Raw genomic sequence first — 26,272 nt, 5'->3', positions numbered from 1 at the left:
GCCGCACCGTTGGCGAACGCCCGGCGCGCTGCGCCGGGCCGGGGATCCGCCCAGATGGCGAATCGACGATCAGCGTGCCGGCAGGTATTGCTGCGGGTCCACCGGCTTGCCGTTGTAGCGGGTGAGCCGAGGGCGTTTGCGGCCCATGGGCCGCGCCGTTGGCGAACGCCCGGCGCGCTGCGCCGGGCCGGGGATCCGCCCAGATGGCGAATCAACGATCAGCGTGCCGGCAGGTACTGCTGCGGGTCCACCGGCTTGCCGTTATAGCGGATCTCGAAGTGGACCATGTCGCGGTTCGCACCGGTGCGGCCCATCTCGGCGATCTGCTCACCGGCCTTCACGCTCTGTCCTTCATTCACCAGGCGCTTGCGGTTGTGGCCATAGGCCGACAGCCACTGGTCGCTGTGCTTGATGATGATCAGCTCGCCGTAGCCGACCAGGCCGGCGCCGGAGTACACCACCACACCGTTGGCGGTGGCCTTGACCGGCTGGCCGCTGGTACCGGCGATGTCCACGCCCTGCTTGGTCGCGTCACCGGCCACGTAGCGGCCGACGATCGCGCCATCGGCCGGCCAGCGCCAGGCGATGTTGCTCTTCACCGGACCCACCGGCGCCGGGGCCGGGGCCGATGTGGTACTGCCGCCGCTGCTGCCACCCGAGCGCGGCGGGGTGACCACCGTGGTCGGCGCGCGGCCGCCGCTGGCACCGGCCGGATACAGTCGGATCACCTGCCCCGGATGGATGGTCGAGGGGTTGTCCAGGCTGTTCCAGGCAATCAGGTCGGCCGGGGTGATGTCATGGATGCGGGCCAGCGCATAGATGGTATCGCCCTTGCGCACCACCACGGTCTGCCCGGGCTTGGGCACCGAGGTCTTCGGCGTGGTCACACCACCGCCGGTGCTGCCACCACCAGGACGAACCACGGTTGCGGTGCCGCAGGCGGCCAGGGTGGAAACCAGCAACGCCAGCGCGCCGATGCGCACTCCCTTGCTCAGACGATCAGGATTCATGCGAACTTCGACCTCCATACAAGCCAGGCGATCAGCACCACCACCAACGCGGTGGCGATCCAGCCCAGCGGTTCAATCCAGCGACGCAGTGCCGCTTCAGCACGCGCACCACCGATACGGATGACCGCAGCCAGCACGAACACGCGCTTGCCGCGACCGATCAGCATGCTCAACAGGTACTGCGGCATCGGCACGCCGACGATACCCGATGCCCACGTGAAGACCTTCATCGGGATGGGCATGAAGCCGCCCAGCACCAGGAAGGTGAACACCGCCCATGGCGACTCGGCCATCTTGGCCTGCACGGTGGTGATGCCCTGCTCGATGGCCGGCAGCATGCCCAGTGCTTCGAACAACGGCTTGATCGCTTCGAAGGCATAATGACCCAATGCATAGCCAATCAGCGCGCCGACCATCGAGCCAGCCAGGCTGAGGGTGGCGAACCACCAGCCGCGTTTCGGCTGGGCCACGCACATCGGCGCCAGCATCACTTCCGGCATCACCGGAAAGATGATCGCCTCGAAGAAGCTCAACACCGTCAGGTAGGTCGGCGCGCGTTCGTGCGCCGCCCACTTCATCGCCCGCTCGTACAGCGGCCCGAAAATCTTCATGCAACCCTGCTCCGTGGATTAGTCGAGCATGCCGGACAGCAGCGGCACGAAGGTGACCGGCGCCAGCACGCGTTGTTCGATGCTGCCGTCAGCCCTGCGGTCCAGCTGCACCAGCGACTGCCCACCCGGCCCGCCGACCGGCGCCACCAGGCGGCCGCCCTCGGCCAGCTGCCCGACCAGTTCATCGACCAGTGCAGGCGCCGCGGCGGTGACGACGATGGCATCGAACGGGCCGTGCTCGGCCCAGCCCGCGCGGCCATCATCATGCTTGGTGCGGATATTCATGCCCAGCGCACGGAAGCGCTTGCGCGCCTGTCGCAGCAGGTCGCCGATGCGTTCGACGGTGTAGATCTCCAGGCCCAGCGCGCCGAGCACGGCGGCCTGGTAGCCGGAGCCGGTACCGACTTCCAGCACTTTCTTCGGCGAGACCTGCAGCACGGCTTCGGTCATGCGCGCCACCACCCACGGCTGCGAGATGGTCTGGCCGTGGCCGATCGGCAGGGCGGTGTCTTCGTAGGCGCGTGACGCAAGCGCTTCGTCGATGAACAGATGACGTGGCACCACCCGGATCGCATTCAAGGTCGACTCGTCGACGATGCCAGCCTCGCGCAGGCGATCGACCAGGCGGTCGCGCACACGCTGCGAGGTCATGCCGATGCCGACGGCTTCCGGTTGCAGGCGCAGGCGTGGACTCATGCCGGCTGGTCCAGCGCGGCGCTGAGGCCGCCGACCCAGCTGGCCACTTTCTCCAGTGCCTGGTAGCGGGTCAGGTCGACCTGGATCGGGGTGATCGAGATATGCCCGGTGCGCACCGCGTGGAAGTCGGTGCCGGGGCCGGAGTCCTGCTCACGACCGGCCGGGCCGATCCAGTACACCTCGTTGCCGCGTGGGTCCTTCTGCGCGATGCAGCCTTCTGCACGATGGCGGTTGCCCAGGCGGGTGACCTCGAAGCCCTTGACCTCGTTCCACGGCAGGTCCGGCACGTTGACGTTGAGGATGGTGTCAGCCGGCAACGGATCGGCCTTGAGCCGGGCGACGATCTCCACCGCAGCGCGCGCGGCGGTCTCGAAGTGTTTCGGATCGTGGTTGCGGGTAACCAGCGAGACCGCCACCGCCGGCAGGCCGAGGAAGCGACCTTCCATCGCCGCCGAGACGGTGCCGGAATAGATCACGTCATCGCCGAGATTGGCGGCGTTGTTGATGCCGGACACGACAATGTCGGGTTCGAACTCGAGCAGCCCGGTCAGCGCCAGGTGCACGCAGTCGGTCGGGGTACCGGCCACCGAGACGGTGTAATGGTCGATGCGCTTGAGGCGGATCGGCAGGTCCAGGGTCAGCGAATTGCTGGCGCCGGAGCGATCGCGGTCGGGCGCGACCACCGTGACTTCGTGACCGGCCTCACGCAGCACCGAAGCAAGCATCCGGATGCCTGCGGCGTCGACGCCATCGTCGTTACTGACCAGGATTCGCATCTTCGATTTAACCGCTTGATTTTCCAAGAATTCGATTCCATCACCGTGCAGTGTGGGCGGGACCGTCGTACTCCCCTGCGGAAGCCGTCGACCCTGCAAGGGCATCGTCTATTGTGCCGCATGCGAGCCGCCGGTCCTACCCTGCCGGCGGTCACGGCCGACATCGAACCGTCATAGGCAGACCTGCGCCAGCGGTTTACCCTGTGCGCATGTCGCACCCTGAAGACGAAGATCCGGCCGCGTTGTTCCGCGCGGCCATCGGCGAAGTGACGCCGCTGCGCAAGGATGCCGAGCCGGCACCGGCTGCGCCCCGGCCGAAGCCGCGCGCGCGCATGGCCGAACGTGACGAGGCCGAAGCCGCCGGCGAGTTCGCCCGGCTGCTGCGCGACAGCACGCCACTGGAAGCCGGCGACGTGGCCAGCTATCGCCGCGACAACCTGCCACCTCGCCTGTTCCAGCGCCTCAAGCGTGGCCAGTATTCGGTGCAGGACGAACTGGACCTGCATGGCGCCACCGCCGCGCAGGCGGAGACGCTGCTGCGCCAGTTCCTGCTGGAAGCGCATGCACACGAGTATGGCTGCGTGCGCATCATCCACGGCAAGGGATTGCAGTCCGACGGCGGTGCACCGGTACTGAAGAACCTGGTCGACCGCCTGCTGCGGCTGCGCAACGACGTACTGGCATTCCATTCGGCGCCGACCGGGCAAGGCGGCACCGGCGCGGTGCTGGTGCTGCTGGCGCGGCGCTGAAAAAAGGGGACGCCATGAGTCCAGGTAGAGTCGACTGTCAGTCGACTGCTCTTCCAGCGGCAAGCGAATACCCCGCGCTGCGCGCGCAAGTCGACTGACAGTCGACTCTACCGCGCGCCCTGCTCAGGCCTGCGAGGCGTCTTCGACCGGGCCGAGCTCGTGCAGCACGGCGGTGGCGTAGCAGCCCGGCGGCAGCGCGAACGATAGCTCCAGCACGTCATCGCCCAGCCACTGGTGCTGCAACAACGCGGGGCGCAGGCGCAGCGCGCGGCGCTCCTGCTTCAGGCGCGCGTCTTCCAGGCCGGCCCGCAGTGCCTTCGATTCCTCGTCGTCGAGCGCGGCCAGCTCCAGCTCGCGTGCCGCTTCGGTGCTGCGCAGCTCGCCTTCGCCCCACAGCGGTGCGCTGGGATGGATGTCGAACCGCGCGAGGCGCTCGGCCAGCACGTCGGTGTACGGCTCCGGGCCGAACACGCTGCGGCTGCCGTCCAGCATCCACACCTCGCCGTCCAGTGGCTGATCCCAGTTGCCCTGCTCCACGCGCGCAGCCAGCACGCGGTTGAACAGCGCCGATCGGGCGGCAGACAGCAGCAGTGAACGCTGGTCCTTGCGCATGCGGCGGCCACCGAACATCGCCAGTGCCGCCGGCACGTTGCCGCCGTCGCGGCCAAAGCGCTGCTCGCCAAACCAGTTCGGCAGGCCGCGCCCGGCAATCTGCTGCAGGCGTTCGCTGATCGCTGCGGCATCGCCCTGCACCTCGCGCAGGACCAGCTTGAAGCGGTTGCCGGCCAGTGCGCCACGCTGCAGCTTGCGGTTGTGCCAGGTCGCTTCGAGCACTTCGATCTCGTCACTGGCCAGCTCGGCCAAGTCCGGCGCAATGCGCTTGGGCAGGTGCACGCTGAAACGCTGGGTGGTGACCGCGTGGCGGTCTTTCATGCCGGCGTAACTCACCGCCATTTCCGGCAGGCCCGCCCACTTGGCCAGCACCTTGGCCACATGCACGGTGTTGGCACCGCGCTTTCGGATGTGCAGCAACAGGTGCTCGCCTTCGCCGGTGGCCTCGAAGGCCGGCAGCTCGTCAACCTGGAAATCGTCTGGCGTGGTGCGGATGCGCGCCGTCAACAACGGCGCACCAAATGCCAACGGCAGCGGAATCATGCCGCCACCAGCAACACGACCGCCTGTGCGGCAATGCCTTCACCACGGCCGGTGAAGCCCAGCTTTTCCGAGGTGGTGGCCTTGACGCTGACCGCATCCAGCGGCAACTGCAGCAGGCCGCCGATGCGCTCACGCATCGCCAGCGCATGCGGGCCAACCTTCGGCCGCTCGCAGATCACGGTGATGTCGGTGTTGCCGACGCGCCAGCCGCGCTCGCGCAGCAGGCTGTCGCAATGACGCACGAAGTCGCTGCTGTCGGCGCCCTTCCAGCGGTCGTCACTGGGTGGGAAATGCTGGCCGATGTCGCCCAGCGCAAGCGCACCGAGCATCGCATCGCACAAGGCGTGCAGGATCACGTCGCCATCGCTGTGCGCAAGCACGCCACAGCTGTGTGGAACGTTCACGCCGCCAAGCATGATGTGATCGCCTTCGCCGAAGGCATGGACGTCGTAGCCCTGGCCGATGCGGACGGGCGGGAACGGTGCGGTGCTCATGGATGCAACCCTTGCAGCAGGGCCACGCGGACGGTCAGCCGGCGCGGCGGGAAAGTACGAATTCGAACCGGTCCAGATCGGCCGGGGTGGTGACCTTGAAGTTGTCCTCGCTGCCTTCTACCAGCAGCGGGCGCTGGCCCTGGCGCTCCATGGCCATCGCCTCGTCGGTGACTTCAACACCGGCGGCAGCGGCGTCGGACAGCGCGCGGCTGAGCTGGTGGCGGCGGAACAGCTGCGGGGTCAGTGCACGCCACAGGCGCTCACGCGGCTCGGTGCCATCGATGCCACCGTCGTCGCCTGCACGCTTGAGCGTGTCACGTACCGGTGCGGCCAGGATCGCCCCCACCGGGTCGGTACGACCGACTTCAAGCAGGCGGCCGAGATCGGCCGGCGACAGGTTCGGCCGCGCGGCATCGTGGACCAGTACGAACTCATCAGCGCGCACCGTCTCCGGCAGCGCCTGCAGGCCAGCCAGCACCGAAGCGGCACGGGTCGCGCCACCGATGCAGGTCAGCACCGGCTTGCCCGCCCACTCGTTCCAGCCGGGCCAGTCGGCGTCGTCCTGGCCGATCACCACCATCGCCCCGGCCACGGCCGGGTGCGCCAGCAGGGCGTCCAGGGTATGGGCAAGCAGGATCTGTCCCCCTGCCTGCAGGTATTGCTTGGGCAACGGCGCGCCGAAGCGGGTGCCACGGCCCGCAGCCGGAACCACGACCCAGATGGCCGCACTCATGGCACGTCCGCCGAGTGGTCGCCAACCTGCGCACTGACACCTGCCGCAGGCTGCGCCGGATGGACCGGCGCATCCTCGACCACACGATAGAACTTCTCGCCGGGCTTGATCATGCCCAGCTCGCTGCGTGCGCGCTCTTCGATGGCGGACTGGCCTTCCTTGAGGTCCTTCACTTCGGCAGCGAGCGCATCGTTGCGCTGCTGCAGACCCTCATTGTCCCGCTCCTGGTTGGCGACCTGGGCTTCGAGCATCATCACTTCGCCCGAATTGCCCGGACCAAACCAGAAGCGGTACTGCAGCCAGCCCAGCAGCAGGGCCAGCACCAGCAGCATCCAGCGCCAGTCGCGCATCGGCTCAGCGCTTCAGCGAAACGAACGCGTCACGACCGGCGTAACGCGCGCCGGCACCGAGGGCTTCCTCGATGCGCAGCAGCTGGTTGTACTTGGCCACGCGATCGCTGCGGCACAGCGAACCGGTCTTGATCTGGGTGGCGGTGGTGGCCACTGCGATGTCGGCGATGGTGGTGTCTTCGGTTTCGCCCGAACGGTGCGAGACCACCGCGGCATAACCGGCGCGGTCGGCCATGGCGATCGCTTCCAGGGTTTCGCTCAGGGTGCCGATCTGGTTGACCTTGATCAGGATCGCGTTGGCGGTGCCCGAGTCGATGCCTTCCTGGAAGATCTTCGGGTTGGTCACGAACAGGTCGTCACCGACCAGCTGCACCTTCTTGCCGATGCGATCGGTCAGCAGCTTCCAGCCAGCCCAGTCGTTCTCGGCCAGGCCGTCTTCGATCGTGATGATCGGGTACTGCGCGGCCCAGTCGGCGAGGAAGTCGACGAACTGCTCGGAGGTCAGGCGCTTGTTCTCGCCGACCAGGTTGTACTTGCCGTTCTCGAAGAATTCGCTGGAGGCGACGTCCAGGCCCAGCAGCACGTCTTCACCGGCGGTGTAGCCGGCCTTGCCGATCGCTTCAAGGATGGTGTCCAGCGCTTCGACGTTGCTGCGGAAGTCCGGAGCAAAGCCGCCTTCGTCGCCGACCGCCGTGCTCAGGCCGTGGCCCTTCAGCACCGACTTCAGCGAATGGAAGATTTCGGTACCGGCACGCAGCGCTTCGGAGAACGAGGTGAAGCCGACCGGCAGCACCATGAATTCCTGGAAGTCGACGTTGTTGTCGGCGTGCGCGCCGCCGTTGATGATGTTCATCATCGGCACCGGCAGCGACGGGGTCACGCCGGTCCTGGCGGCCAGGTACTGCCACAGCGCCTGCTTGTTCGATGCGGCGGCGGCGTGCGCAGCGGCCATCGAAACACCCAGCAGCGCGTTGGCACCCAGGCGGCCCTTGTTCTCGGTGCCGTCAAGGTCGATCAGGCGACGGTCGAGGCCGGCCTGGTCGGTGGCCTCAAAGCCCTTCAGCGCGGCGGCAATCGTGGTGTTGACGTTGTCGACGGCCTTGCGCACGCCCTTGCCCAGGTAACGGGTCTTGTCGCCGTCACGCAGCTCGACCGCTTCCTTGGTGCCGGTCGAGGCGCCGGAGGGAACCGCGGCACGACCGAACGAACCGTCCTCCAGGATGACTTCGGCTTCCAGCGTGGGGTTGCCACGACTGTCGAGGATTTCACGGGCGTGGATGCTGCGGATCGTGCTCATGGTCGGACCGGTTACCTGTCTGGAGAGGGGGCGACAAAACGAATGCCGCGTGATTATCCCCGGCTGCCCGCCACTTGCCAAATGGCGTGGGCAGCTTCAGCCCCAGCTGGACCCGATCACGATCAGGACCATCGACACCAGCATCACCAGCAATGCACCAGCAACCGCCGCCAGGATGGGGCCACGCCGCCGTCGCCAGGCCAGCACCATCGCCACCGGGCTACCCAGGAAGGACAGCACCATCGTGACCAGTGCGCCCAGCAACCACCATTGCGTGGCCTGCACGCCGTTGTTCCCGTCCCCCGGCGGCCGGAAACCGGCGGTGAAGGCCAGTACGCCCACCACCAGGGCGATCCAGGTCAACACGGACAGCCCCAGGGCGATCAGGCCCCAGGGCCAGCCTCGCGCCGATGTGGTCGTATTCATCAAAGTGCTCCGTAGAACAGGGCGCCGAGCCACAGCGAGAGCAGGATGATCGCCAGGCCAGCGGCCACCTTGCCGCGATTCAGCCTCCAGGCCTGCACAGCAGCAGCGACGCATGCCACTGCACCGAGCAGCTCTGCCACCAGCAGCGCAATGAAGTACGCCCGCAGATGGAGTGCGCTGCTGCCATCACCCGGCGGCCGCACGGACGCGGCACCGATCAGCACCAGCCCGAACATGCCTACAGTGAACAGCACGGCCAGGCCCAGTGCAATCAGGCCCCATGGCCACTGTTTCCAGTGCCGGCGGCGGCGCTGGGTTTCCAGCGCCAGCCACGGGTCACGACTCACGCGAAGCGCGAGAAGCCGTGCTTCTTGGTCACTGCGTCGAGTTCCATCAAGGTCTCAAGCAGTGCTTCCATCTGGTCCAGCGGCCACGCATTGGGGCCATCGGACAGCGCCTTGGACGGATCCGGATGGGTCTCGGCGAACAGGCCGGAGATGCCCACCGCCACGGCGGCACGCGCCAGCACCGGCACGTGCTCGCGCTGGCCACCGGAACTGGTGCCCTGCCCGCCCGGCAGCTGCACCGAATGGGTGGCGTCGAACACCACCGGGCAACCGGTGTCGCGCATCACCGCCAGCGAACGCATGTCGCTGACCAGGTTGTTGTAGCCGAAGCTGGCACCACGTTCGCAGACCATGATCTGCTCGTTGCCGGTGGCCTTGGCCTTCTCCACGACCGGCTTCATGTCCCACGGCGCCAGGAACTGGCCCTTCTTGATGTTGACCGGCTTGCCGGCCGAGCACACCTTGCGGATGAAGTCGGTCTGGCGGACCAGGAACGCCGGGGTCTGCAGCACGTCCACCACCGAGGCCACTTCGTCCATCGGGGTGTATTCGTGGACGTCGGTCAGCACCGGCACGCCGATCTGCTTCCTGACCTCGGCCAGGACCTTCAGGCCCTCTTCCATGCCCGGGCCACGGAACGCGGTGCCCGAAGTACGGTTGGCCTTGTCGAAGCTGGACTTGAAGATGAAGTTGACGCCGAGCTTGTCGGTGACTTCCTTCAACTTGCCGGCGGTATCGAGCTGCAGCTGCATCGACTCGATCACGCAGGGGCCGGCGATCAGGAACAGGGGCTGGTCCAGCCCGACCTCGAATCCACACAGTTTCATGGCGTTTCCTTGTTGTCCGCAGCACCGGCCGGGCCGGTGCGCTGGGGGTTGAAGCATGCAGGATGGGGGCCGAAGCCCCCATTCACAAGTCAGGCGCGCGCTTCGGAAAGCAGCTTGCCGCCGGCCTTGCGCTCGCGTGCGGCGCGGATGAAACCGATGAACAGCGGATGGCCGTCACGCGGCGTGGACAGGAATTCCGGGTGCGCCTGGCAGGCCAGGAACCACGGGTGCGCGTCGCGCGGCAGTTCGACCACTTCCACCAGGGTGTCGTCCATCGACTTGCCGGCGATCACCAGGCCGGCATCTTCCAGCTGGGTGCGGTAACGGTTGTTGAACTCGTAACGGTGGCGGTGACGCTCGGCGACGACGTCCTTGCCATACAGCTCGCGGGCCAGCGTGCCCGGCTTCAGGCGCTGTTCCTGCAGGCCCAGGCGCATGGTGCCGCCGAGGTCGCTCTTGTCGTCGCGCTTTTCCACGTCACCGGTCGCGGTGCGCCATTCGGTGATCAGGCCGATCACCGGGTTCGGCGACTGGCGGTCGTTCTCGGTGCTGTTGGCACCTTCCAGGCCGACCACGTTGCGCGCGTAGTCGACCACGGCCGCCTGCATGCCGTAGCAGATGCCGAAGTACGGCACCTGCTGCTCGCGGGCGAACTTCGAGGTCAGCACCTTGCCTTCGAAACCACGGTCACCGAAACCACCCGGCACCAGGATGCCGTCGACATCGGCCAGTGCGGCCATGTCGGTGCCTTCCAGGTCCTGTGCTTCCAGCCACTTCAGGTTGACCTTGGTGCGCTGGCGCAGGCCACCGTGCTTGAGGGCTTCGCCGACCGACTTGTAGGCATCCTGGTGATCGACGTACTTGCCAACCACGGCGATGGTCACTTCGTCCAGCGGATGCAGGGTCGCGTCGACCGCGTCTTCCCACATCGACAGGTCGACCGGGCCGGCCTTGTCGGCCAGCTTCAGCTGGTTGACCACGATCTCGTCCAGGCCCTGCGCGTGCAGGCCCGACGGAATGCGGTACAGCACGTCCACGTCCGGCACGCTGATCACCGCGCGCTCGGAGACGTTGGTGAACTGGGCGATCTTGCGGCGCTCCGAATCCGGCACCGCCTGCTCGGAGCGGCACAGCAGCACGTCCGGCTGGATGCCGATCGAGCGCAGCTCCTTCACCGAATGCTGGGTCGGCTTGGTCTTCAGCTCGCCGGCGGCGCCGATGTACGGCACCAGGGTAAGGTGCATGAACAGCGCCTTCTCCGGGCCACGCTCGGTGCGCACCTGGCGGATCGCTTCCAGGAACGGCAGCGACTCGATGTCGCCGACAGTACCGCCGATCTCGACCAGCGCCACGTCGTAACCTTCGGTGGCTTCATCGATGCAGCGGCGGATCTCGTCGGTGATGTGCGGGATGACCTGCACGGTCGCGCCCAGATAGTCGCCACGGCGCTCCTTGCGGATCACGTTCTCGTAGATGCGGCCGGTGGTAACCGAGTTCTTGCGGCTCAGGCGGGTGCGCACGAAGCGCTCGTAGTGGCCCAGGTCGAGGTCGGTCTCGGCGCCGTCGTCGGTGACGTAGACCTCACCGTGCTGGAACGGGCTCATGGTGCCCGGGTCGACGTTGATGTACGGGTCGAGCTTCATCATCGTGACCTTCAGGCCACGGGCTTCGAGAATGGCGGCCAGTGACGCAGCGGCAATGCCTTTGCCGAGCGAGGACACCACGCCGCCGGTTACGAAAATCAAGGGAGTCATGGCTGCAAGCATCCTGTCTGGAAATGGAAAACGGCAGCACCACGCGCACCCGGAGGGCGGGCATGGAGCTTGAAGGGGGTTTTCCGGTTCGCTGGGGCAGCGAGGGAGGTGCTGGGCCGTGCGGCGGCAGGCGCCGGACGGGGACCACCCTGCGAGGTCGGGGCGGCCGTGCCGGTCAAATCGACCGTCACCTGCGACCCGCATTGCTGGCGACCACGCATGGCCGTGCCAGCCCATTCGCAAAGGGTGGACACGCACTTACTCCCGGAAAGCCATAGTTTACAGATTGATGGCCGCCAACCCAAGGGGCAGTTGCGGCCATCACCCAAAAGAAACGCCCCGCTGGGCGGGGCGTCGGGGGGCGAATCCCTTGCGGCAAGGGCTTCGGAGGGCGGAAGAATTACTTCTTCTTCCGCGCCTCTTCTTCCTCTTCCTGCTGCGGGGCCGGCTGGCCCTGCGCCTTCATTTCGGCATTGGCCTGGGCGCGGCGCTTGGCCTTGGCATCGGCTTCGGCCTGCGCCTTGTCGGCCTGGCCACCCTGCTGCGGGGCCGGCTGGCCGGCGTTCTGCGCCACCACCAGCGGCACTGCAACGGCGGCAGCGGCCAGGATCGCAATGGTCAGCAACTTCTTCATGAGGTCCTCCTCGCGGTATGGCTTGGATGTTTCGACCCAACGGGGGTCGCCGGCATTCAGATTCCAGCGGCTGCCATTTTACCCCCTCTGCGTCGCCGAGACTGAACCGCAGGCGTGCAAAATCCCGTGCCAGACCCCACACTTGCCCGTCGCTCCAAGCTTTCGAAGACAGATGAACGCCCGCTATAACGCCGCCGATATTGAAGTCCTGTCCGGCCTTGACCCGGTCAAGCGCCGTCCCGGCATGTATACCGACACCGCGCGCCCGAACCACCTGGCGCAGGAAGTGATCGACAACTCGGTGGACGAGGCCCTCGCCGGCCACGCCCGCTCGATCGAGATCACCCTGTACAAGGACGGCAGCGTGGAGGTCAGCGATGACGGCCGCGGCATGCCGGTGGACATCCACCCGGAAGAGAAGATCCCGGGTGTCGAGCTGATCCTCACCCGCCTGCATGCGGGCGGCAAGTTCAGCAACAACAACTACACCTTCTCCGGCGGTCTGCACGGCGTCGGCGTCAGCGTGGTCAATGCGCTGTCGACCCTGGTGGAAGTGCACATCAAGCGCGAGGGTGCCGAGCACCGCATCACCTTCCGCAACGGCGACCGCGCCACGCCGCTGGAAGTGGTCGGCAGCGTCGGCAAGAAGAACACCGGCACCCGCGTGCGCTTCTGGCCTGACCCGAAATACTTCGACACGCCCAAGTTCGCGGTGCGCGCGCTGAAGCACCTGCTGCGCGCCAAGGCCGTGCTGTGCCCGGGCCTGACGGTCAAGCTGACCGATGAGGCCACCGGTGAAGTCGACACCTGGTACTACGAAGACGGCCTGCGCGATTACCTGAAGCTGGAACTGGGCGAACGCGAATCGCTGCCGGCCGACCTGTTCGTCGGCAACCTGAAGAAGGACACCGAGGTGGTGGACTGGGCCGTGGCCTGGCTGCCGGAAGGCGAGCTGGTGCAGGAAAGCTACGTCAACCTGATTCCCACCGCCCAGCACGGCACCCACGTCAACGGCCTGCGTACCGGCCTGACCGAGGCGCTGCGCGAGTTCTGCGACTTCCGCAACCTACTGCCGCGCGGCGTCAAGCTGGCCCCGGAAGACGTGTGGGACCGCGTGTCGTTCGTGCTGTCGCTGAAGATGACCGATCCGCAGTTCAGTGGCCAGACCAAGGAACGCCTGTCCTCGCGCCAGGCCGCCGGCTTCGTTGAAGGCGCCGCCCACGATGCCTTCAGCCTGCTGTTGAACCAGAACGTCGAGCTGGGCGAGAAAATCGCGCAGATCGCCATCGAGCGCGCCAGCGCACGCCTGAAGACCGAGAAGCTGGTCGTCCGCAAGAAGGTCACCCAGGGCCCGGCCCTGCCCGGCAAGCTGGCCGACTGCATCAGCCAGGACCTGTCGCGTACCGAGCTGTTCCTGGTGGAAGGCGACTCGGCAGGGGGCAGCGCCAAGCAGGCCCGCGACAAGGACTTCCAGGCCATCATGCCGTTGCGCGGCAAGATCCTGAACACCTGGGAAGTCTCGTCCAACAGCGTGCTGGCCTCGGAGGAAGTACACAACCTGGCCATCGCCATCGGCTGCGACCCCGGCAAGGACGACATCAGCGGCCTGCGTTACGGCAAGGTCATCATCCTGGCCGACGCGGACTCCGACGGCCTGCACATCGCAACCCTGCTGACCGCACTGTTCCTGAAGCACTTCCCGGCGCTGGTCGATGCCGGCCACGTGTTCGTGGCGATGCCGCCGCTGTTCCGCATCGACGTGGGCAAGCAGGTGTTCTACGCCCTGGACGAGGAAGAAAAGCGCTCGATGCTGGATAAGATCGAACGCGAGAAGATCAAGGGCGCGATCAACGTCACCCGCTTCAAGGGCCTGGGCGAGATGAATCCGCCGCAGCTGCGCGAATCGACCATCCACCCGGATACGCGCCGCCTGGTGCAGCTGACCGTGGACGATCGCGAACAGACGAGCTCGCTGATGGACATGCTGCTGGCCAAGAAGCGCGCCTCCGACCGCAAGGGCTGGCTGGAGAGCAAGGGCGACCTGGCCTCGCTGGAAGTCTGATCCCGGCACGGGGTCGGATCCCTTTGTGGCAAAGGGCTCTGACCCGGTTGCCCGGTAGTGCCGGCCGCTGGCCGGCAACCTCGACTGCCGGCCAGCGGCCGCCATTACCGGCTCATGCGCCCTTGGCATTACGCCGCCATCGGCAAACCCGGCGGCGGCATAATGCGCGTCCACCCGTGTGGACCATCGTATTGGCCAGCCACTCGCTGCTGTTTCCCGCCCTGCCGCTGCACAGCGCGCGGTTGGTGCTGAGCCCGATCCGCCGTGACGACGCGGCCGCGCTGTTCGCGCTGCAATCCAATCCGGACGTGATGCGCTGGTGGAACCATCCGGCCTGGACACGACCGGCCGAAGCCCGCGAACAGATCGACGACGACCTTGCCGCGCACGCGATCGGCACCCAGTTGAAGCTGGCCTTGCGCGAATCACCCAACGGCCCACTGCTGGGCGTCTGCGTCGCATTCGCCATTGATCGTGAGGCCATGCGGGCCGAGATCGGCTATCTGCTGGCGCCCGACCGCCAGGGCCAGGGCTACATGCATGAGGCCCTGCAGCAGATGCTGGGCTATCTGTTCCACACCCTGCACCTGCACCGCATCGAAGCCGAGATCGATCCACGCAACGTACCCTCGGCACATGTGCTTGACCGCCTCGGCTTCCACCGCGAGGGGGTGCTGCGCCAGCGCTGGCGCATCCAGGGCGAGCTTTCGGACTCGGCCGTCTATGGCCTGCTGGCCAACGACGAAGCGGCAGCCACCCTGCCCGTTTGATCCAATCTGGCCGCAAGCCGCTGCAGAACGTGGCCATGCCTTTGGACACATACGGCATGGCACTCCACCGGCCTAGCATCGGACCCCCCTTCCGCTGCCGATCCGGTGCCATGAAGTCCCTGCTGCACACTGCCGCGCTCTGCGTCGGCCTGCTCATCGCCCCCACCAGCGTGCTGGCCGCGCCCGCCGCTGACACCAAGCCCGATTCGAAAGACGACAGGACCGACGCGCCTGCGCTGCCTGCCGATGCGTCGGCGCGCCAGAGCATGCGCCTGGCCGGCCGCACCCTGGACTACACCGCCACCGTCGGCACCCTGCCGGTGCGCGATGAGAAGGGCAAGGTCATCGCCGATGTGGTGTTCACTGCGTACACGATGCCGGGCAAGGACCGGCCGGTGACGTTCGCGCTCAATGGCGGCCCCGGTGCCTCGTCGGTGTACCTCAACATGGGCGCGATCGGGCCCAAGGTGGTCACCTTCGGTTCGGAAGGCGACAGCGCCTCGGCGCCCGCGACCCTGCATGACAACCCGGGCACCTGGCTGGATTTCACCGACCTGGTATTCATCGATCCGGTCGGCACCGGTTTCAGCCGCGCGCGCATCGGCGATGACGAGGCGAAGAAGCAGCTGTACAACCCCGGCGCCGACATCGAGTACCTGTCGCGCTCGATCTACGACTGGCTGCTGCGCAACCAGCGCATGGCGTCACGCAAGTACCTGACCGGCGAAAGCTACGGCGGCTATCGCGGCCCGCGCATCACCCATTTCCTGCAGACCCGGCTGGGCGTGGCGATGAACGGCCTGGTACTGGTCTCGCCGTACCTGAGCCCGACGCTGGAAGACAACGCCGACGTCTCGCCGATGGCATGGATGCAGACGCTGCCGTCGATCGCCGCGGCGCACCTGGAGCGCCAGGGCAGGCTCACCGACGCGGCAATGCGCGAGGTGGTGGAGTACACCCGTGGCGATTACGCCACCGCGTTGATGAAGGGCCGCAGCGATCCGCAGGCGACCGAGGCGATGCTGCGCCGGGTGACCGAGCTGACCGGGCTTGACCCGCAGTTCGTGCGCCGTGCCGGTGGCCGTCTTGAAACCCAGGCCTACCTGCGCGAAGTATTCCGCGACAAGGGCACGCTGGGCAGCCGCTACGACTCCAATGTGACCGCGTTCGATCCATTCCCGAATGACCCGGAGCAGCGCGCCAATGATCCGCTGCTGGACAGCATCATTGCGCCGACCACCACGGCGATGGTCGACTTCGTGACGCGCGTGGTCGGCTGGAAGGTGGATGCGCGCTACCAGGCGCTGAACTACGACGTGAATCGTCTGTGGGACCGCAACGGCGAGCTGCGCCAGGGTGCGGTGACCCAGCTGCGCCAGGCGGTGGCGATCGATCCGCATCTGCAGGTGCTGATCGTGCATGGCTGGAACGACCTGTCGTGCCCGTTCATGGGTTCGATCCTGACGGTGGACCAGATGCCGGCGATGGGCAGCAACCCGGACCGGGTGCAGGTGCGGAGCTATCCGGGCGGGCACATGTTCTACAGCCGGACGGACAGCCAGGCGGCGTTCCGAAAGGATGTGCAGGCGCTGTTCCAGCGCAATTGAGGGGTTCGGCCGGGCCTGCGGCCCGGCACCCGCCGGATCAACGGCAACGGCAACGGCAACGGCAACGGCAACGGCAAAAGCAGGGTTTCCGTGGGCTGGCGAGGTGGGGTGGGGTTGCAGGACACGCCGTAAACCCGTCCCTGGGGGCTCGATGGCGCCATCCATGGCGCCAACGGTCCTGCAACCCCACCCCACCCCGCCGCTGACAGGTTCCTGCTGCTGTTGGTGGGTGCCGACCGTTGGTCGGCACGGGATCGGATCCCTGTTTCTGCTCTGGTAGGTGTCGACCTTGGTCGACACGATGTGTCCGGAAGAATTCTCTGCCCATGAAAAAAGCCCGCCGGATACCGGCGGGCTTTTTCGTTTGCAACCTTGGCGTGGCGATCAGGTCCAGCCGAACAGCTCGAACAGCTTCAGGATCAGGTACGCACAGCCGCCGGCTGCCGGGATGGTCAGGATCCAGGCCCAGACGATGCGTTCGATCACGCCGAACTTCAGCGAGCGCGGGTTCTTGGCGAAGCCGACGCCCATGATCGCGGTGGAGATGCTGTGCGTGGTCGAGACCGGCATGCCGAAGTGCGCGGCCAGGGTCAGGATGGTGGCCGAGCTGGTCTCCGCGGCGAAGCCGTGGATCGGGTGCAGCTTGACCATCTTGTGGCCCAGGGTCTTGATGATCTTCCAGCCGCCCGAAGCGGTACCGGCGGCCATCACCACCGCACAGGTCAGCACGATCCACATCGCGATGCCGTCACCGGCGTGGGCGTCCGGGTGCATGAAGGCCAGCCAGGACGGCAGGTCATCCAGTGCGCCGGTGGCCTCGGCACCGATCAGGGTCATGGCGATGATGCCCATGGTCTTCTGCGCATCGTTGTGGCCGTGGGCGAAGCCCATGTAGGCCGCCGAGGCGATCTGGGCCTTGCCGAAGAATGCATTGACGATGCGTGGGCGGGCCAGGCGACCGATGGCGCCACCGATCCTGGCCAGGCCGGCGATCAGGCCCCACAGCAGCACCATCACCACGATGCCGAGCAGGAAACCGGCGATCGGCGAGGTGATCATCGGCACGAACACCTTCCACAGCAGGCCCTTGTTCTGCGCCCAGCTGCCCAGGCGCTCGGACCAGATCAGGGCGTCCCAGTTGTTGTGGGCCGCCGCCAGGCCGGCGCCGCAGAGGCCACCGATCAGCGCATGCGAGGACGAGGACGGCAGGCCCTTCCACCAGGTGATCAGGTTCCAGATGATGCCGCCCAGCAGCGCGCACAGGATCACCTGCGGGGTGACCTCGACCACGTTGGTGTTGAGCAGGCCCGAAGCGATGGTCAGCGCCACCGCGGTGCCGGTCAGCGCACCGATGAGGTTCATGAAGGCGGCCAGCATCACCGCCCAGCCGGGCGAGAGCACCTTGGTCGCGACCACGGTGGCAATGGAATTGGCGGTGTCGTGGAAGCCGTTGATGAACTCGAAGACGAGTGCGGCCAGGATCACCACCAGGACAAGGGTCAACATGCGGCGGCGTCCGTCAGCTGTTCTTCAACACGATCTGGTACGCAACCACGCCGGCCTCGCGGCAACGGTCGATGGCCTTTTCCAGGATCTCGAAGAATTCCTTCAGCAGGAACATCTGCAGGTTGTCCAGGCGGCCGGAATAGATGTCGCGGTACAGCTCGAGCATCAGGCGGTCGGCCTCGTTTTCCAGCGAGCGCAGCTTCTCGTTCAGCGCGGTCATCCGGTCCAGGTTCATGTGGCGCAGGTCGGCCACCATCTCCACCACCACGCCGGCGGCCTGTTCCAGCATCGCCGCGCGCGGCGCGAAGTCGATGTGCTCCAGGTGGGTCGTGGCCAGCGAATAGCGATCGGCGAACTTCTCGATCTGCTTGGGAATCTTGTACAGGGCCGAGCCCAGCGCTTCGATGTCTTCGCGCTCGATCGGGGTCATGAAGCTGTCCACCAGCGCCTGGCTGATCTTGTCCGAGGCCGCGCGCTCGCGCAGGCGGGCCAGCTTGAAGGCGTCCAGCGCGGGCTGGCGGTCGGCCTCGCGCAGCATGGAATGCAGCGCCTTGGCGGCGTCGGAGGCCGCGACGGCAGCCTCATCGAGCAGGGTGTAGAACTGTTTGCCGGAACCGAAAATGGTCTGCAGAGAGAACATTGAGAAACCTGTCAGCCGTCGCGGGAAGGACGGCACCAGACGGAATTATGACGGCTAGATGACCATCACGGGTATCCCCGCCGCCTTTCGGGGCGCTGGAACCCCCAACCTGAACAGGCGGTTGCCACCCTGCCACGCCCCTTTGCTAAGATGACAGCGCGCCTTCGGGCGCACCTTATGGACGACGACCCTTATCCCCCTGCGCCGCGCCGGACCCCGTTCCTGAGCGCCTGCCGCCATCGCAAGCACCCGCCCTCCCTGCCACCAACCGGGGACGACGCCCGTGTTTGAAATGATCCTGATTGTCTTCGCGCTTGTTCTGCTGAACGGCTTCTTCGCCATGTCCGAGATGTCGGTCATGACCTCGCGCAAGAGCCGCCTGAAGCAGATGGCCGCCACCTCCAAGCGCGCGGCCAAGGCGCTGGAGCTGTCCGAGAAGCCGGAGAGCTTCCTGTCCACCGTGCAGATCGGCATCACCGTGATCGGCGTGCTGACCGGCTACCTCGGCGGTGAAGCCCTGGGCGAAGCCTTCGCCGGCTGGATCCAGGGCCTGATGCCGGGCTTCGCCTATGCCGGCAACATCGGTACCGCACTGGCTGTCAGCCTGATCACCTTCATCACGTTGATCTTCGGCGAACTGGTGCCCAAGCGCCTGGCGCTGACCCGTTCGGAGGCCATTGCCGGCCTGGTCGCGATGCCGATGAGTTGGCTGGCCAAGCTCGCCCTGCCCTTCGTCTGGCTGCTGTCCAGGACCACCCAGCTGGTGCTGCGCCTGTTCGGCCTGGGCAAGGATGAAGTCGCCTCGGTGACCGAAGAAGAGATCCGCATGCTGGTCGCCGAAAGCCACGAGGCCGGCGTGATCGATGCCCACGAGCGCGACATGATGAACCGCGTCATGCGCCTGGGCGACCGCACCGCCGACAGCCTGATGACCCCGCGCAACCGCATCGCGTGGCTGGATACCCAGGCCGGGCTGGAGCGCAACCTGGAAATCATGGCCGAACACGAGTTCTCCCGGTACCCGGTGTACCGCGACAACGACATGGACGTGGTCGGCGTGCTCGAACTGAAATCGCTGGCCACGCGCATGGCGCGCGGTGACAACGCGCTGTTCCAGACCCTGCGCGAACCCCTGTACGTCTCCGAATCGACCCACGCGATGAAGCTGCTGGAAATCTTCCGCGAGGAACAGCAGTCGATGGCACTGGTGGTGGACGAGTACGGCGAGATCCAGGGCCTGGTGACCATCAGCGACCTGATGGGCGCGGTGGTCGGCCGCCTGCAGGCGGTTGAGAACGCCGACGAGGACGCGCTGGTGGTGACCCGCGAAGACGGCTCGCTGCTGGTGGACGGCTCGCTGCCGATCGAAGACGTGCGCGAACTGATCGGCAGCAACGACCTGCCCGACGCCGAGGACGGCGACTACTACACGCTGGCCGGCATGTGCATCCATTACTTCGGCCGCATTCCGCACGCAGGCGAGTACTTCGACTGGGCGGGCTGGCGCTTCGAAGTGGTTGACCTGGATGGTGCGCGCGTGGACAAGCTGCTGCTGCGCACGTTGTCCGACGAGCAGGCCGATGAGCTCACCGCCTGAGGCCGGCAAGGGTCCGGGCGACGAGCGCCCGGCCTACCGCAACGAGGGCATCCGTACCCTGCTGGAGATGTTCGCCTCTGGCGATCCCGCCGAGCACATGCCGCTGGGCCAGATCCTCGGCAACCTGCAGCAGAGCGCGTTCGGCGTGTTCCTGTTCGTGGCGATCCTGCCGTCGTTCATCCCGATCCCGGGCATGGGCGGCGCGGTCAGCGGCCCACTGGTGGTCCTGATCGGCCTGCAGATGCTGTTCTGCCTGCGCCGGCCCTGGCTGCCCGGCTTCATTGCCCGCCGCGGGCCAAAGCGCGGCACCATGCATCGTTTCCTGGACCGCATCGACCGCCCGCTGCGGCGCCTGGACAAGATGCTGAAACCCCGCCTGCCGCAACTGCTGACACCGCTGATGGCGCACGCCTTCACCGGCCTGCTGCTGGTGCTGCTGGGCCTGCTGCTGTCGTTGCCGATTCCCTTCACCAATTTCCTGTTCGGCTTCCAGCTGCTGCTGTTCTCGCTGGCGCTGCTGGAACGCGATGGCGCGCTGATGCTGTTCAACTGGATCGCCGCCGTGGCAGCGATCGCGTTCTTCGGTTTCAGTTCGGGGCAGCTGGTGGGTTATACGGTGGAGCTGTTCCAGCGCTGGTTCTGATCCGGAATCCGGTAGAGCCGGCCGCTGGCCGGCTGCCACGTTTCCCAGGTTTGCCGGCCAGCGGCCGGCACTACCAATACCGGACATCGGTCATCACCGAAGATCGATGAAACCGTTGTCGGCCAGCGCCGCCGGTTCGTCCTGCACCGCCGACAGCACGAACGTCAACGCCTTGCCCAGCAGCGTGCCCGGACCGTCCCAGTACTCGGCACTGTCGGCGCGCACATGGATCAGGCGAAGGTTGGGGTCATCCTTGCCACCGGGGAAGAACAGCTTCATCGCCGGTGACCACAGCTCCTCGATCTTCGCGCGATCGTCGACCACGCGTGCCCGCCCCGCCACCGACACATAGGTGTTCTTCGAGGGCGAGGCATACGCCACGTTGACCCGCGGGTCGAGCGCGATCTCGGCCACCTTGGGGCTGTCGCCGGTGATCACGAACCACAGGTCACCGTCGAAGGCGACCTGCTGGGTGGCCAACGGCCGGCTGTAGAGGCGGCCATCGACGCCGGTGGTGGTGAACATCGCCACCTCCACGTCCTTGATCAGTTCGGCCAGCTGGGCGATGTGTTCGGCACGGGTGTCGGCCATGTGGGGGCTCCTTCGATATGAGCCCCCATCAGACGCGGTTTGGCCGCAATGGGCCGTGACGCAATTGTTCAGCCCGCGTGGCGGGCGTGCCAGGCCTGCATGGTGAGTTCGAACGAGCGCAGGCGCGCGCGGTGGTCGTACAGGTTGGCGGTGAGCATCAGCTCGTCGGGCTTGTGCCGTTCGACGAACGCGGCAATGCCCTCCGCCACCTGCTGCGGATCGCCCAGCACGGTGCAGGCCAGCGCCCGCTCCACGCCCAGTTTTTCGTGCGGCTCCCAGAAGGACTCGATGTCGTCGATCGGTGCCGGAATCTTGCCCGGTCGGCCGCGACGCAGGTTCACGAAACTCTGCTGCTGGCTGGTGAACAGGCGCCGCGATTCGGTTTCGCTGTCGCTGGCAACGACGTTCAGGGCCAGCATCGCGTGCGGCTGCTTCAGCGTGGCCGAGGGGCGGAACTCGCGGCGGTACACGGCAACGGCTTCATCCATCGCGTCGGGTGCGAAGTGCGAGGCGAACGCATACGGCAGGCCCATCGAGGCGGCCATGCGCGCACCGAACAGGCTCGAACCGAGGATCCAGGTCGGCACCCGCAGGCCGCCACCCGGAACCGCCTGCACCGCCTGCCCGGGTTGTACCGGCTCGAAGTAATGCAGCAGCTCGCGCACGTCCTGCGGGAACTGGTCGGCGCTGTCGAAGTAGCGGCGCAGCGCACGCGCGGTCGGCTGGTCGGTACCGGGTGCACGGCCCAGGCCGAGGTCGATGCGGTCCGGATACAGCGAAGCCAGCGTGCCGAACTGCTCGGCCACCTGCAGCGGGGCATGGTTGGGCAGCATGATGCCGCCGGCACCGACGCGGATGCGCTTTGTGCCACCGGCGACGTGGCCGATCAGCACGGCGGTGGCCGCACTGGCGATGCCCGGCATGTTGTGGTGTTCGGCCAGCCAGTAGCGGCGGTAGCCCAGCGCGTCGGCATGCTGGGCCAGTTCCAGCATGTTGGCGAAAGCGGCGGTGGTGTCACTGCCCTCGCAGACCGGGGCCAGGTCAAGGATCGACAACGGGATCATCAGGCGTTTTTTCCGTCACAGGATCTCCCATGCATGGGGTCGGCCAGGCGCTGCGGCCAGTGACGGTGGCGGGATGCTGATTCCCGTGTGGCGGGTTCAGGGCTGACCGGGCCGATCCGGGGTGGCCTGATCCGCGCCAAGCGCGATTGGTAGTGCCGGCCGCTGGCCGGCATACAGGTAGATGGCTTCGCAGCCGGCCAGCGGCCGGCTCTATCGCGGAAGCGTCAGAACGCGCTGGGGCGTGGCTCCGGCAGCGGCTGGTCGACCATTGGCTTCAGCTCGGCATCCAGCGCCACGCGCTCATCGAACACGAAGCAGCGGCCTTCGTAGCCTTCGCCGCCCACCTCCTCGAAGTAGCCGAGGATGCCACCGTCCAGCTGCAGCACGTTGTCCATGCCGTCGTTGACCATCCACAGCGCCGCCTTCTCGCAGCGGATGCCGCCGGTGCAGAAACTGACCACGGTGCTGTCTTTCAGCGCCTCGCGGTGCGGCGTCAGCGCCTCGGGCAGGTCGGTGAACTTGTGAATCGGCAGCACCAGCGCATCCTTGAAGGTGCCGTACTCCACTTCCTGCAGGTTGCGGGTATCGAGCATCACCACCGGCTTGCCGGCGTCGTCATGCCCCTGCCGCAACCAGCGCTGCAGCGTGGCCGGATCGACCGCCGGCGCGCGCGGATAGTCCAGCGGCTGACCGTCGTCACGGCGGAAGCTGATGATCTCGTCCTTCACCTTGGCCTTCAGCCGCGCGAACGGCTGATGTTCACTGAAGCTGGTCTTGACCCGCATATCGGCAAACCGCGCGTCAGAACGCAGCGCCGCGTAGAAACCCTCGACCGCCTCCGGCGCACCCGCCAGGAACAGGTTCAGCCCCTCGCCCGCCACCAGGATCGTGCCCCGCAACTGCGCCGCCTCGGCACGCGCCAGCATCTGGTCGCACAGGGCCTGGGGAGCGTCGATGACGGCGAAATGGTAAGCGGCGGTATTGGCGATCATCCTGGCATTTTAGCGCCTCCCGCCCCTCCGGGCAGATTCAGGGGTCAGAGCCCTCTGCGCAGGAGGGGCCCGACCCCAAGCCCGGCAAACAACCGGAATCAGTCATGGGTGGGGCGGTGTGGGCAGGCGGGGGCGCAGAGCGCCATGGATGGCGCTCTACGAGGCACGCAGCAGCAGCTTTTGCCGTCCCCCGCCTGTCCACACCGCCCCGCCCTCCCACTGAAGCCCGGCTTTTGACGTTGCCGTTGCCGTTGTGTCTGCGGGTGCCGGGTGCAACCCGGCCAGAAGCCCCATTACCCCCGCAACAGCACGAACGGCAGCAGCACCAGCGCCGCCGCACCGGCCATCGCCAGCAGCACCAGCACCACGTAGACCGGCCGCCGCCGGAACAGGCTGCCGAAGGTCTCCGCCGTGCCATCACGCAATGCCTGCTCACGCTCGGCACGGATGCGCGGCCCGCGTTCGGCCTGGTATTCCGCCATCAGCGCCTTCGCACGTGGATGATCGGCGTCCTCGCGCAGCCACAGGCCACCATTGGAGATGCCCCAAGGGCTGGGTTCGGTGCGATACCAGGCGATGCCGTGCTGGTCGAGCAGCGTGCAGACATCGGCATATTCGTCGTCGCCGACATTGCGCAGATTGAGCAGGAGTTTTGCCATGCCCCCATGATACCCGGCGCCGATGCGCTACCCTTGCCGCCCTCGCCCTGCGCCCTTCCGGAGACGCCCGATGCGCCGCCTGCTGCTTCCCCTGCTGCTGTCCCTCGCCGCCGCTGGCTGCACAACCGAACCGTCCGGCCCACCGCCCGGCGGCACCCTGACCACCTTCGAGCGCATCGATACCGTGCCCGGCACCGGCACCGAAGCCGTTGCCGGCAGCAAGGTCACCGTGCACTACACCGGCTGGATCTACGACAACCGCACCGAAAGCAAGCACGGCAAGACCTTCGACAGCTCCTTCAAGCACGGCGAACCGTTCACCTTCGCGCTCGGCGCCGGCCAGGTCATCCGCGGCTGGGATGAGGGCGTGGCCGGCATGAAGGTCGGTGGCAAGCGCACCCTGATGATCCCGCCGGATTACGGCTATGGCGACCGCCGGGTTGGCCCGATTCCGGCCGGTTCGTCGCTGGTGTTCGATGTCGAGCTGCTCGATGTCAAACCGTAATGCCGCACCGCTTCCGCGGGTCGCCGTCATCGGCGGCGGCCCGACCGGCCTGTTCGCCGCCGAGCGCCTGCGCGCCGCCGGTCTGGAGGTGGACCTGTACGAGGCCAAGGGTTCGCCCGGCCGCAAGTTCCTGATCGCCGGCAAGGGCGGGCTCAACCTCACCCATTCCGATCCGCGTCCGCTGTTCGACAGCCGCTACCGCGAGCAGTCCACGACCGTGGGCCGCTGGCTGGATGGCTTCGATGCGCAGGCATTGCGCGACTGGGCCGGCGGCTTTGGCGTGGAGACCTATGTGGGCAGCTCCGGCCGCGTGTTCCCGGTCGACCGCAAGGCCGCGCCACTGCTGCGTGGCTGGGTGCGCCGGCTGAAGGAACAGGGCGTGCGCCTGCATGCCAACCACCGTTGGATCGGCTGGGGCAACGACGGCGCGCTGCGCTTCGCCACCGAAGCCGGCGAGATCGATGTCCACGCCGATGCCACCGTGTTGGCGATGGGCGGCGGCAGCTGGCCGCAGCTGGGCAGCGACGGCGCCTGGGTTGCACCACTGCAGGCCCGTGGCGTGGACATCGCGCCACTGCAGTCAGCCAACTGCGGCTTCGACGTGGACTGGACCCCGTTCTTCGCCCAGCGCAATGCCGGTGCACCGTTGAAGCCGGTGGTCGCGCACTGGATCGACCTGGCCGGACAGCCACAGTCGCTGCAGGGCGAATGCGTGGCCAGCGAGTACGGCATCGAAGGCAGCCTGATCTATGCGTTGGCGGCGGACCTCCGCGAGACCATCAACCGCGATGGCCACGCGATGCTGTGGCTGGATCTGGTGCCGGGCCGCGACGAAGCGCGCCTGCTGGCCGATCTGTCACGCCCGCGCAAGGGCCGCAGCTTCGGCGAGCACCTGCGTCGCCAGGCGGGCCTTGATGCGGTGAAGGCCGCACTGGTGTTCGAGATTCTGGGTAAGGAAGCCGGCAACGACCTGCCTGCCGTGGCGGCTACGCTCAAGCGCCTGCCGCTGCGCCTGCTGCGTCCCCGGCCGATGGCCGAGGTGATCAGCACCGCCGGTGGCGTGCGCCTGGATGCGCTGGATGATGGCCTGATGCTGCGGGCCGTGCCCGGCGTGTTCTGCGCCGGCGAGATGCTGGACTGGGAGGCGCCAACAGGTGGCTACCTGTTGACCGCGTGCTACGCCAGTGGCCTGCGCGCCGCCGAGGGCGTGATCAGGTGGCTGGCCGGGCGGTGACGCCTGCATTGTAGAGTCGAGCCATCCTCGACTGCCTTACAGTCCCCGGGCGCTCACCATGGCCTGCGCATGCTCACCGAAGCCAGCGCCACGCCGCTGGGATGCGGATAGACCTCTTCGCGCACGCTGATGAATCCCTGCCGTTGGTAGAACGGCACCGCGTTGAGCGAGGCCGACAGCACCACCTCACGCTCACGATCGGCCATTGCCAGCAGGCGCTGCATCAGCGCCTGGCCAATTCCCTGGCCGCCACGATCAGGATCAACGAACAACGCGTCGACTTCATTGGCATCGGCATCGAACACACCGAAGCCAAGAAGGCCGCCCTGCCCATCCTCGGCCACCACGCAGCCGCCCTGCCCCAGCAACCGCGCGTACTGCGACGGCGGCGGCGAGGCCGACCAGGGCGCAATCACTTCGGGCGGATAATGGCTGCTGCAGGTCTCGCGCACGCAACGCGTGCGCAACGCCCACAGCGTGGCGACATCATCCGTGGTGCCGGTCCGGAACCGCATGGCATCTCCTTGCAGCGTCGAGCCATGC

Annotated in this window: 29 protein-coding genes; 8 read left to right on the top strand and 21 right to left on the bottom strand. The window is 66.9% G+C overall.

The genetic code is table 11. The annotated features are described in order from the left end of the window. Window positions 1-218: 218 nt before the first annotated feature. Genes AC5P9N_RS09280 through surE form a run of 4 tightly spaced genes read right to left on the bottom strand, consistent with a single transcriptional unit; the run spans window position 219 to window position 3,093 of the window. On the bottom strand, window positions 219-1,010 hold the full coding sequence (locus AC5P9N_RS09280; RefSeq protein WP_005409011.1) for a peptidoglycan DD-metalloendopeptidase family protein: 792 nt from the start codon (window positions 1,008-1,010) through the stop codon (window positions 219-221). Next, the gene (locus AC5P9N_RS09275) at window positions 1,007-1,621 is read right to left on the bottom strand and encodes a YqaA family protein (RefSeq protein ID WP_005409010.1); all 615 of its coding nucleotides are present in this window, start codon (window positions 1,619-1,621) and stop codon (window positions 1,007-1,009) included. The genes AC5P9N_RS09280 and AC5P9N_RS09275 overlap by 4 nt, the downstream gene beginning before the upstream one ends. A gap of 18 nt (window positions 1,622-1,639) precedes the next feature. After that, window positions 1,640-2,317 carry a protein-L-isoaspartate(D-aspartate) O-methyltransferase gene (locus AC5P9N_RS09270; RefSeq protein WP_005409009.1) on the bottom strand — a complete coding sequence of 226 codons (678 nt, stop codon included), beginning with the start codon at window positions 2,315-2,317 and terminating at the stop codon, window positions 1,640-1,642. Continuing rightward, complete coding sequence (surE, locus tag AC5P9N_RS09265; RefSeq protein ID WP_005409008.1) at window positions 2,314-3,093, bottom strand: 5'/3'-nucleotidase SurE; 780 nt, start codon at window positions 3,091-3,093, stop codon at window positions 2,314-2,316. The genes AC5P9N_RS09270 and surE overlap by 4 nt, the downstream gene beginning before the upstream one ends. 209 nt (window positions 3,094-3,302) lie before the next feature. Here surE and AC5P9N_RS09260 point away from each other — a divergent pair, with 209 nt between their 5' ends. Next, entirely contained in the window at window positions 3,303-3,842 is a 540-nt protein-coding gene (locus AC5P9N_RS09260; RefSeq protein WP_005409007.1) for a Smr/MutS family protein, read from the top strand. A 123-nt stretch (window positions 3,843-3,965) separates the two neighbouring features. Here AC5P9N_RS09260 and truD read toward each other — a convergent pair whose 3' ends face one another. From truD to AC5P9N_RS09210, 10 genes are all read right to left on the bottom strand, one after another. Beyond that, window positions 3,966-4,997: a tRNA pseudouridine(13) synthase TruD gene (gene truD / locus AC5P9N_RS09255; RefSeq protein ID WP_005409006.1), complete on the bottom strand. Its 1,032-nt coding sequence runs from the start codon at window positions 4,995-4,997 to the stop codon at window positions 3,966-3,968. Then, entirely contained in the window at window positions 4,994-5,491 is a 498-nt protein-coding gene (gene ispF / locus AC5P9N_RS09250) for a 2-C-methyl-D-erythritol 2,4-cyclodiphosphate synthase (protein WP_005409005.1), read from the bottom strand. Before ispF ends, truD begins: the two co-directional genes overlap by 4 nt. Window positions 5,492-5,525: 34 nt before the next feature. Beyond that, window positions 5,526-6,224: a 2-C-methyl-D-erythritol 4-phosphate cytidylyltransferase gene (ispD, locus tag AC5P9N_RS09245; protein WP_005409004.1), complete on the bottom strand. Its 699-nt coding sequence runs from the start codon at window positions 6,222-6,224 to the stop codon at window positions 5,526-5,528. Further along, on the bottom strand, window positions 6,221-6,574 hold the full coding sequence (gene ftsB / locus AC5P9N_RS09240) for a cell division protein FtsB (RefSeq protein WP_076739963.1): 354 nt from the start codon (window positions 6,572-6,574) through the stop codon (window positions 6,221-6,223). Before ftsB ends, ispD begins: the two co-directional genes overlap by 4 nt. A 4-nt stretch (window positions 6,575-6,578) precedes the next feature. Then, entirely contained in the window at window positions 6,579-7,871 is a 1,293-nt protein-coding gene (gene eno / locus AC5P9N_RS09235; protein ID WP_005409002.1) for a phosphopyruvate hydratase, read from the bottom strand. Window positions 7,872-7,967: 96 nt separating this feature from the next. Continuing rightward, the gene (locus AC5P9N_RS09230) at window positions 7,968-8,297 is read right to left on the bottom strand and encodes a hypothetical protein (protein ID WP_076739964.1); all 330 of its coding nucleotides are present in this window, start codon (window positions 8,295-8,297) and stop codon (window positions 7,968-7,970) included. Continuing rightward, window positions 8,297-8,644, bottom strand: coding sequence for a hypothetical protein (locus tag AC5P9N_RS09225; protein WP_099485086.1), 348 nt, complete (start codon window positions 8,642-8,644; stop codon window positions 8,297-8,299). The genes AC5P9N_RS09230 and AC5P9N_RS09225 overlap by 1 nt, the downstream gene beginning before the upstream one ends. Beyond that, a complete protein-coding gene (gene kdsA, locus AC5P9N_RS09220) occupies window positions 8,641-9,471 on the bottom strand; it encodes a 3-deoxy-8-phosphooctulonate synthase (protein WP_005408999.1) in 831 nt (276 codons plus the stop codon). Before kdsA ends, AC5P9N_RS09225 begins: the two co-directional genes overlap by 4 nt. A gap of 89 nt (window positions 9,472-9,560) precedes the next feature. Beyond that, a complete protein-coding gene (gene pyrG / locus AC5P9N_RS09215; RefSeq protein WP_005408998.1) occupies window positions 9,561-11,225 on the bottom strand; it encodes a CTP synthase in 1,665 nt (554 codons plus the stop codon). A 400-nt stretch (window positions 11,226-11,625) separates the two neighbouring features. Continuing rightward, a complete protein-coding gene (locus tag AC5P9N_RS09210; protein WP_005408997.1) occupies window positions 11,626-11,859 on the bottom strand; it encodes a hypothetical protein in 234 nt (77 codons plus the stop codon). A gap of 172 nt (window positions 11,860-12,031) precedes the next feature. Here AC5P9N_RS09210 and parE point away from each other — a divergent pair, with 172 nt between their 5' ends. The 3 genes from parE to AC5P9N_RS09195 all read left to right on the top strand — a co-directional run bounded on the left by parE (window position 12,032) and on the right by AC5P9N_RS09195 (window position 16,298). Beyond that, window positions 12,032-13,921, top strand: a complete 1,890-nt coding sequence (gene parE, locus AC5P9N_RS09205; protein WP_005408996.1) for a DNA topoisomerase IV subunit B — start codon at window positions 12,032-12,034, stop codon at window positions 13,919-13,921. Window positions 13,922-14,112: 191 nt separating this feature from the next. Further along, complete coding sequence (locus AC5P9N_RS09200) at window positions 14,113-14,691, top strand: GNAT family N-acetyltransferase (protein ID WP_012479721.1); 579 nt, start codon at window positions 14,113-14,115, stop codon at window positions 14,689-14,691. Window positions 14,692-14,801: 110 nt separating this feature from the next. Beyond that, window positions 14,802-16,298 (top strand): S10 family peptidase, encoded by a 1,497-nt coding sequence (locus tag AC5P9N_RS09195; protein ID WP_059033941.1) that lies wholly within the window; start codon window positions 14,802-14,804, stop codon window positions 16,296-16,298. Window positions 16,299-16,682: 384 nt separating this feature from the next. Here the strand turns inward: AC5P9N_RS09195 and AC5P9N_RS09190 are convergent, their stop codons facing one another. Both AC5P9N_RS09190 and AC5P9N_RS09185 read right to left on the bottom strand, forming a co-directional pair. Continuing rightward, on the bottom strand, window positions 16,683-17,804 hold the full coding sequence (locus tag AC5P9N_RS09190) for an inorganic phosphate transporter (RefSeq protein ID WP_005408993.1): 1,122 nt from the start codon (window positions 17,802-17,804) through the stop codon (window positions 16,683-16,685). Window positions 17,805-17,817: 13 nt separating this feature from the next. Then, window positions 17,818-18,444 carry a DUF47 domain-containing protein gene (locus AC5P9N_RS09185; RefSeq protein ID WP_004152833.1) on the bottom strand — a complete coding sequence of 209 codons (627 nt, stop codon included), beginning with the start codon at window positions 18,442-18,444 and terminating at the stop codon, window positions 17,818-17,820. Between the two features lie 292 nt (window positions 18,445-18,736). On the opposite strand from AC5P9N_RS09185, the gene AC5P9N_RS09180 reads away from it, so the two are divergent. Then, complete coding sequence (locus tag AC5P9N_RS09180; protein ID WP_032966609.1) at window positions 18,737-20,041, top strand: hemolysin family protein; 1,305 nt, start codon at window positions 18,737-18,739, stop codon at window positions 20,039-20,041. Then, entirely contained in the window at window positions 20,025-20,684 is a 660-nt protein-coding gene (locus AC5P9N_RS09175; RefSeq protein ID WP_043034336.1) for an exopolysaccharide biosynthesis protein, read from the top strand. Before AC5P9N_RS09180 ends, AC5P9N_RS09175 begins: the two co-directional genes overlap by 17 nt. A gap of 93 nt (window positions 20,685-20,777) precedes the next feature. On the opposite strand, the gene AC5P9N_RS09170 is transcribed toward AC5P9N_RS09175, so the two are convergent. From AC5P9N_RS09170 to AC5P9N_RS09155, 4 genes are all read right to left on the bottom strand, one after another. After that, window positions 20,778-21,275, bottom strand: coding sequence for a pyridoxamine 5'-phosphate oxidase family protein (locus AC5P9N_RS09170; RefSeq protein ID WP_005412916.1), 498 nt, complete (start codon window positions 21,273-21,275; stop codon window positions 20,778-20,780). A gap of 68 nt (window positions 21,276-21,343) precedes the next feature. Continuing rightward, a complete protein-coding gene (locus AC5P9N_RS09165; RefSeq protein ID WP_005408989.1) occupies window positions 21,344-22,339 on the bottom strand; it encodes an LLM class flavin-dependent oxidoreductase in 996 nt (331 codons plus the stop codon). 224 nt (window positions 22,340-22,563) lie between these two features. Then, the gene (locus AC5P9N_RS09160) at window positions 22,564-23,331 is read right to left on the bottom strand and encodes a sulfurtransferase (protein ID WP_049396359.1); all 768 of its coding nucleotides are present in this window, start codon (window positions 23,329-23,331) and stop codon (window positions 22,564-22,566) included. Window positions 23,332-23,624: 293 nt separating this feature from the next. Next, the gene (locus AC5P9N_RS09155) at window positions 23,625-23,990 is read right to left on the bottom strand and encodes a DUF6164 family protein (RefSeq protein WP_049396360.1); all 366 of its coding nucleotides are present in this window, start codon (window positions 23,988-23,990) and stop codon (window positions 23,625-23,627) included. Window positions 23,991-24,060: 70 nt separating this feature from the next. Here AC5P9N_RS09155 and AC5P9N_RS09150 point away from each other — a divergent pair, with 70 nt between their 5' ends. Further along, complete coding sequence (locus tag AC5P9N_RS09150; RefSeq protein ID WP_099484714.1) at window positions 24,061-24,495, top strand: FKBP-type peptidyl-prolyl cis-trans isomerase; 435 nt, start codon at window positions 24,061-24,063, stop codon at window positions 24,493-24,495. Next, window positions 24,482-25,729 carry a TIGR03862 family flavoprotein gene (locus AC5P9N_RS09145; protein ID WP_099484715.1) on the top strand — a complete coding sequence of 416 codons (1,248 nt, stop codon included), beginning with the start codon at window positions 24,482-24,484 and terminating at the stop codon, window positions 25,727-25,729. The genes AC5P9N_RS09150 and AC5P9N_RS09145 overlap by 14 nt, the downstream gene beginning before the upstream one ends. 53 nt (window positions 25,730-25,782) lie before the next feature. Here the strand turns inward: AC5P9N_RS09145 and AC5P9N_RS09140 are convergent, their stop codons facing one another. Further along, on the bottom strand, window positions 25,783-26,244 hold the full coding sequence (locus AC5P9N_RS09140) for a GNAT family N-acetyltransferase (protein ID WP_044569785.1): 462 nt from the start codon (window positions 26,242-26,244) through the stop codon (window positions 25,783-25,785). Window positions 26,245-26,272: the final 28 nt, after the last annotated feature.

It is taken from the genome of Stenotrophomonas sp. YJH_SMC_6 (assembly GCF_059371335.1).
Note: the sequence above shows the minus strand (reverse complement) of the source record. Positions and strands in the feature narration are given on the sequence as shown.

What these genes read in the sequence shown, in the direction of transcription:
- AC5P9N_RS09270 (WP_005409009.1), bottom strand. Translation starts at nt 2,317, where the DNA reads ATGAGTCCACGCCTGCGCCTGCAACCGGAAGCCGTCGGCATCGGCATG.
- surE (WP_005409008.1), bottom strand. Translation starts at nt 3,093, where the DNA reads ATGCGAATCCTGGTCAGTAACGACGATGGCGTCGACGCCGCAGGCATC.
- AC5P9N_RS09185 (WP_004152833.1), bottom strand. Translation starts at nt 18,444, where the DNA reads ATGTTCTCTCTGCAGACCATTTTCGGTTCCGGCAAACAGTTCTACACC.
- AC5P9N_RS09165 (WP_005408989.1), bottom strand. Translation starts at nt 22,339, where the DNA reads ATGATCCCGTTGTCGATCCTTGACCTGGCCCCGGTCTGCGAGGGCAGT.
- AC5P9N_RS09280 (WP_005409011.1), bottom strand. Translation starts at nt 1,010, where the DNA reads ATGAATCCTGATCGTCTGAGCAAGGGAGTGCGCATCGGCGCGCTGGCG.
- pyrG (WP_005408998.1), bottom strand. Translation starts at nt 11,225, where the DNA reads ATGACTCCCTTGATTTTCGTAACCGGCGGCGTGGTGTCCTCGCTCGGC.
- parE (WP_005408996.1), top strand. Translation starts at nt 12,032, where the DNA reads ATGAACGCCCGCTATAACGCCGCCGATATTGAAGTCCTGTCCGGCCTT.
- AC5P9N_RS09155 (WP_049396360.1), bottom strand. Translation starts at nt 23,990, where the DNA reads ATGGCAAAACTCCTGCTCAATCTGCGCAATGTCGGCGACGACGAATAT.
- AC5P9N_RS09150 (WP_099484714.1), top strand. Translation starts at nt 24,061, where the DNA reads ATGCGCCGCCTGCTGCTTCCCCTGCTGCTGTCCCTCGCCGCCGCTGGC.
- AC5P9N_RS09275 (WP_005409010.1), bottom strand. Translation starts at nt 1,621, where the DNA reads ATGAAGATTTTCGGGCCGCTGTACGAGCGGGCGATGAAGTGGGCGGCG.
- AC5P9N_RS09145 (WP_099484715.1), top strand. Translation starts at nt 24,482, where the DNA reads ATGTCAAACCGTAATGCCGCACCGCTTCCGCGGGTCGCCGTCATCGGC.
- AC5P9N_RS09230 (WP_076739964.1), bottom strand. Translation starts at nt 8,297, where the DNA reads ATGAATACGACCACATCGGCGCGAGGCTGGCCCTGGGGCCTGATCGCC.
- AC5P9N_RS09190 (WP_005408993.1), bottom strand. Translation starts at nt 17,804, where the DNA reads ATGTTGACCCTTGTCCTGGTGGTGATCCTGGCCGCACTCGTCTTCGAG.
- ftsB (WP_076739963.1), bottom strand. Translation starts at nt 6,574, where the DNA reads ATGCGCGACTGGCGCTGGATGCTGCTGGTGCTGGCCCTGCTGCTGGGC.
- AC5P9N_RS09140 (WP_044569785.1), bottom strand. Translation starts at nt 26,244, where the DNA reads ATGCGGTTCCGGACCGGCACCACGGATGATGTCGCCACGCTGTGGGCG.
- AC5P9N_RS09260 (WP_005409007.1), top strand. Translation starts at nt 3,303, where the DNA reads ATGTCGCACCCTGAAGACGAAGATCCGGCCGCGTTGTTCCGCGCGGCC.
- AC5P9N_RS09175 (WP_043034336.1), top strand. Translation starts at nt 20,025, where the DNA reads ATGAGCTCACCGCCTGAGGCCGGCAAGGGTCCGGGCGACGAGCGCCCG.
- AC5P9N_RS09180 (WP_032966609.1), top strand. Translation starts at nt 18,737, where the DNA reads ATGATCCTGATTGTCTTCGCGCTTGTTCTGCTGAACGGCTTCTTCGCC.
- truD (WP_005409006.1), bottom strand. Translation starts at nt 4,997, where the DNA reads ATGATTCCGCTGCCGTTGGCATTTGGTGCGCCGTTGTTGACGGCGCGC.
- AC5P9N_RS09160 (WP_049396359.1), bottom strand. Translation starts at nt 23,331, where the DNA reads ATGATCGCCAATACCGCCGCTTACCATTTCGCCGTCATCGACGCTCCC.
- ispD (WP_005409004.1), bottom strand. Translation starts at nt 6,224, where the DNA reads ATGAGTGCGGCCATCTGGGTCGTGGTTCCGGCTGCGGGCCGTGGCACC.
- AC5P9N_RS09210 (WP_005408997.1), bottom strand. Translation starts at nt 11,859, where the DNA reads ATGAAGAAGTTGCTGACCATTGCGATCCTGGCCGCTGCCGCCGTTGCA.
- eno (WP_005409002.1), bottom strand. Translation starts at nt 7,871, where the DNA reads ATGAGCACGATCCGCAGCATCCACGCCCGTGAAATCCTCGACAGTCGT.
- kdsA (WP_005408999.1), bottom strand. Translation starts at nt 9,471, where the DNA reads ATGAAACTGTGTGGATTCGAGGTCGGGCTGGACCAGCCCCTGTTCCTG.
- ispF (WP_005409005.1), bottom strand. Translation starts at nt 5,491, where the DNA reads ATGAGCACCGCACCGTTCCCGCCCGTCCGCATCGGCCAGGGCTACGAC.
- AC5P9N_RS09195 (WP_059033941.1), top strand. Translation starts at nt 14,802, where the DNA reads ATGAAGTCCCTGCTGCACACTGCCGCGCTCTGCGTCGGCCTGCTCATC.
- AC5P9N_RS09170 (WP_005412916.1), bottom strand. Translation starts at nt 21,275, where the DNA reads ATGGCCGACACCCGTGCCGAACACATCGCCCAGCTGGCCGAACTGATC.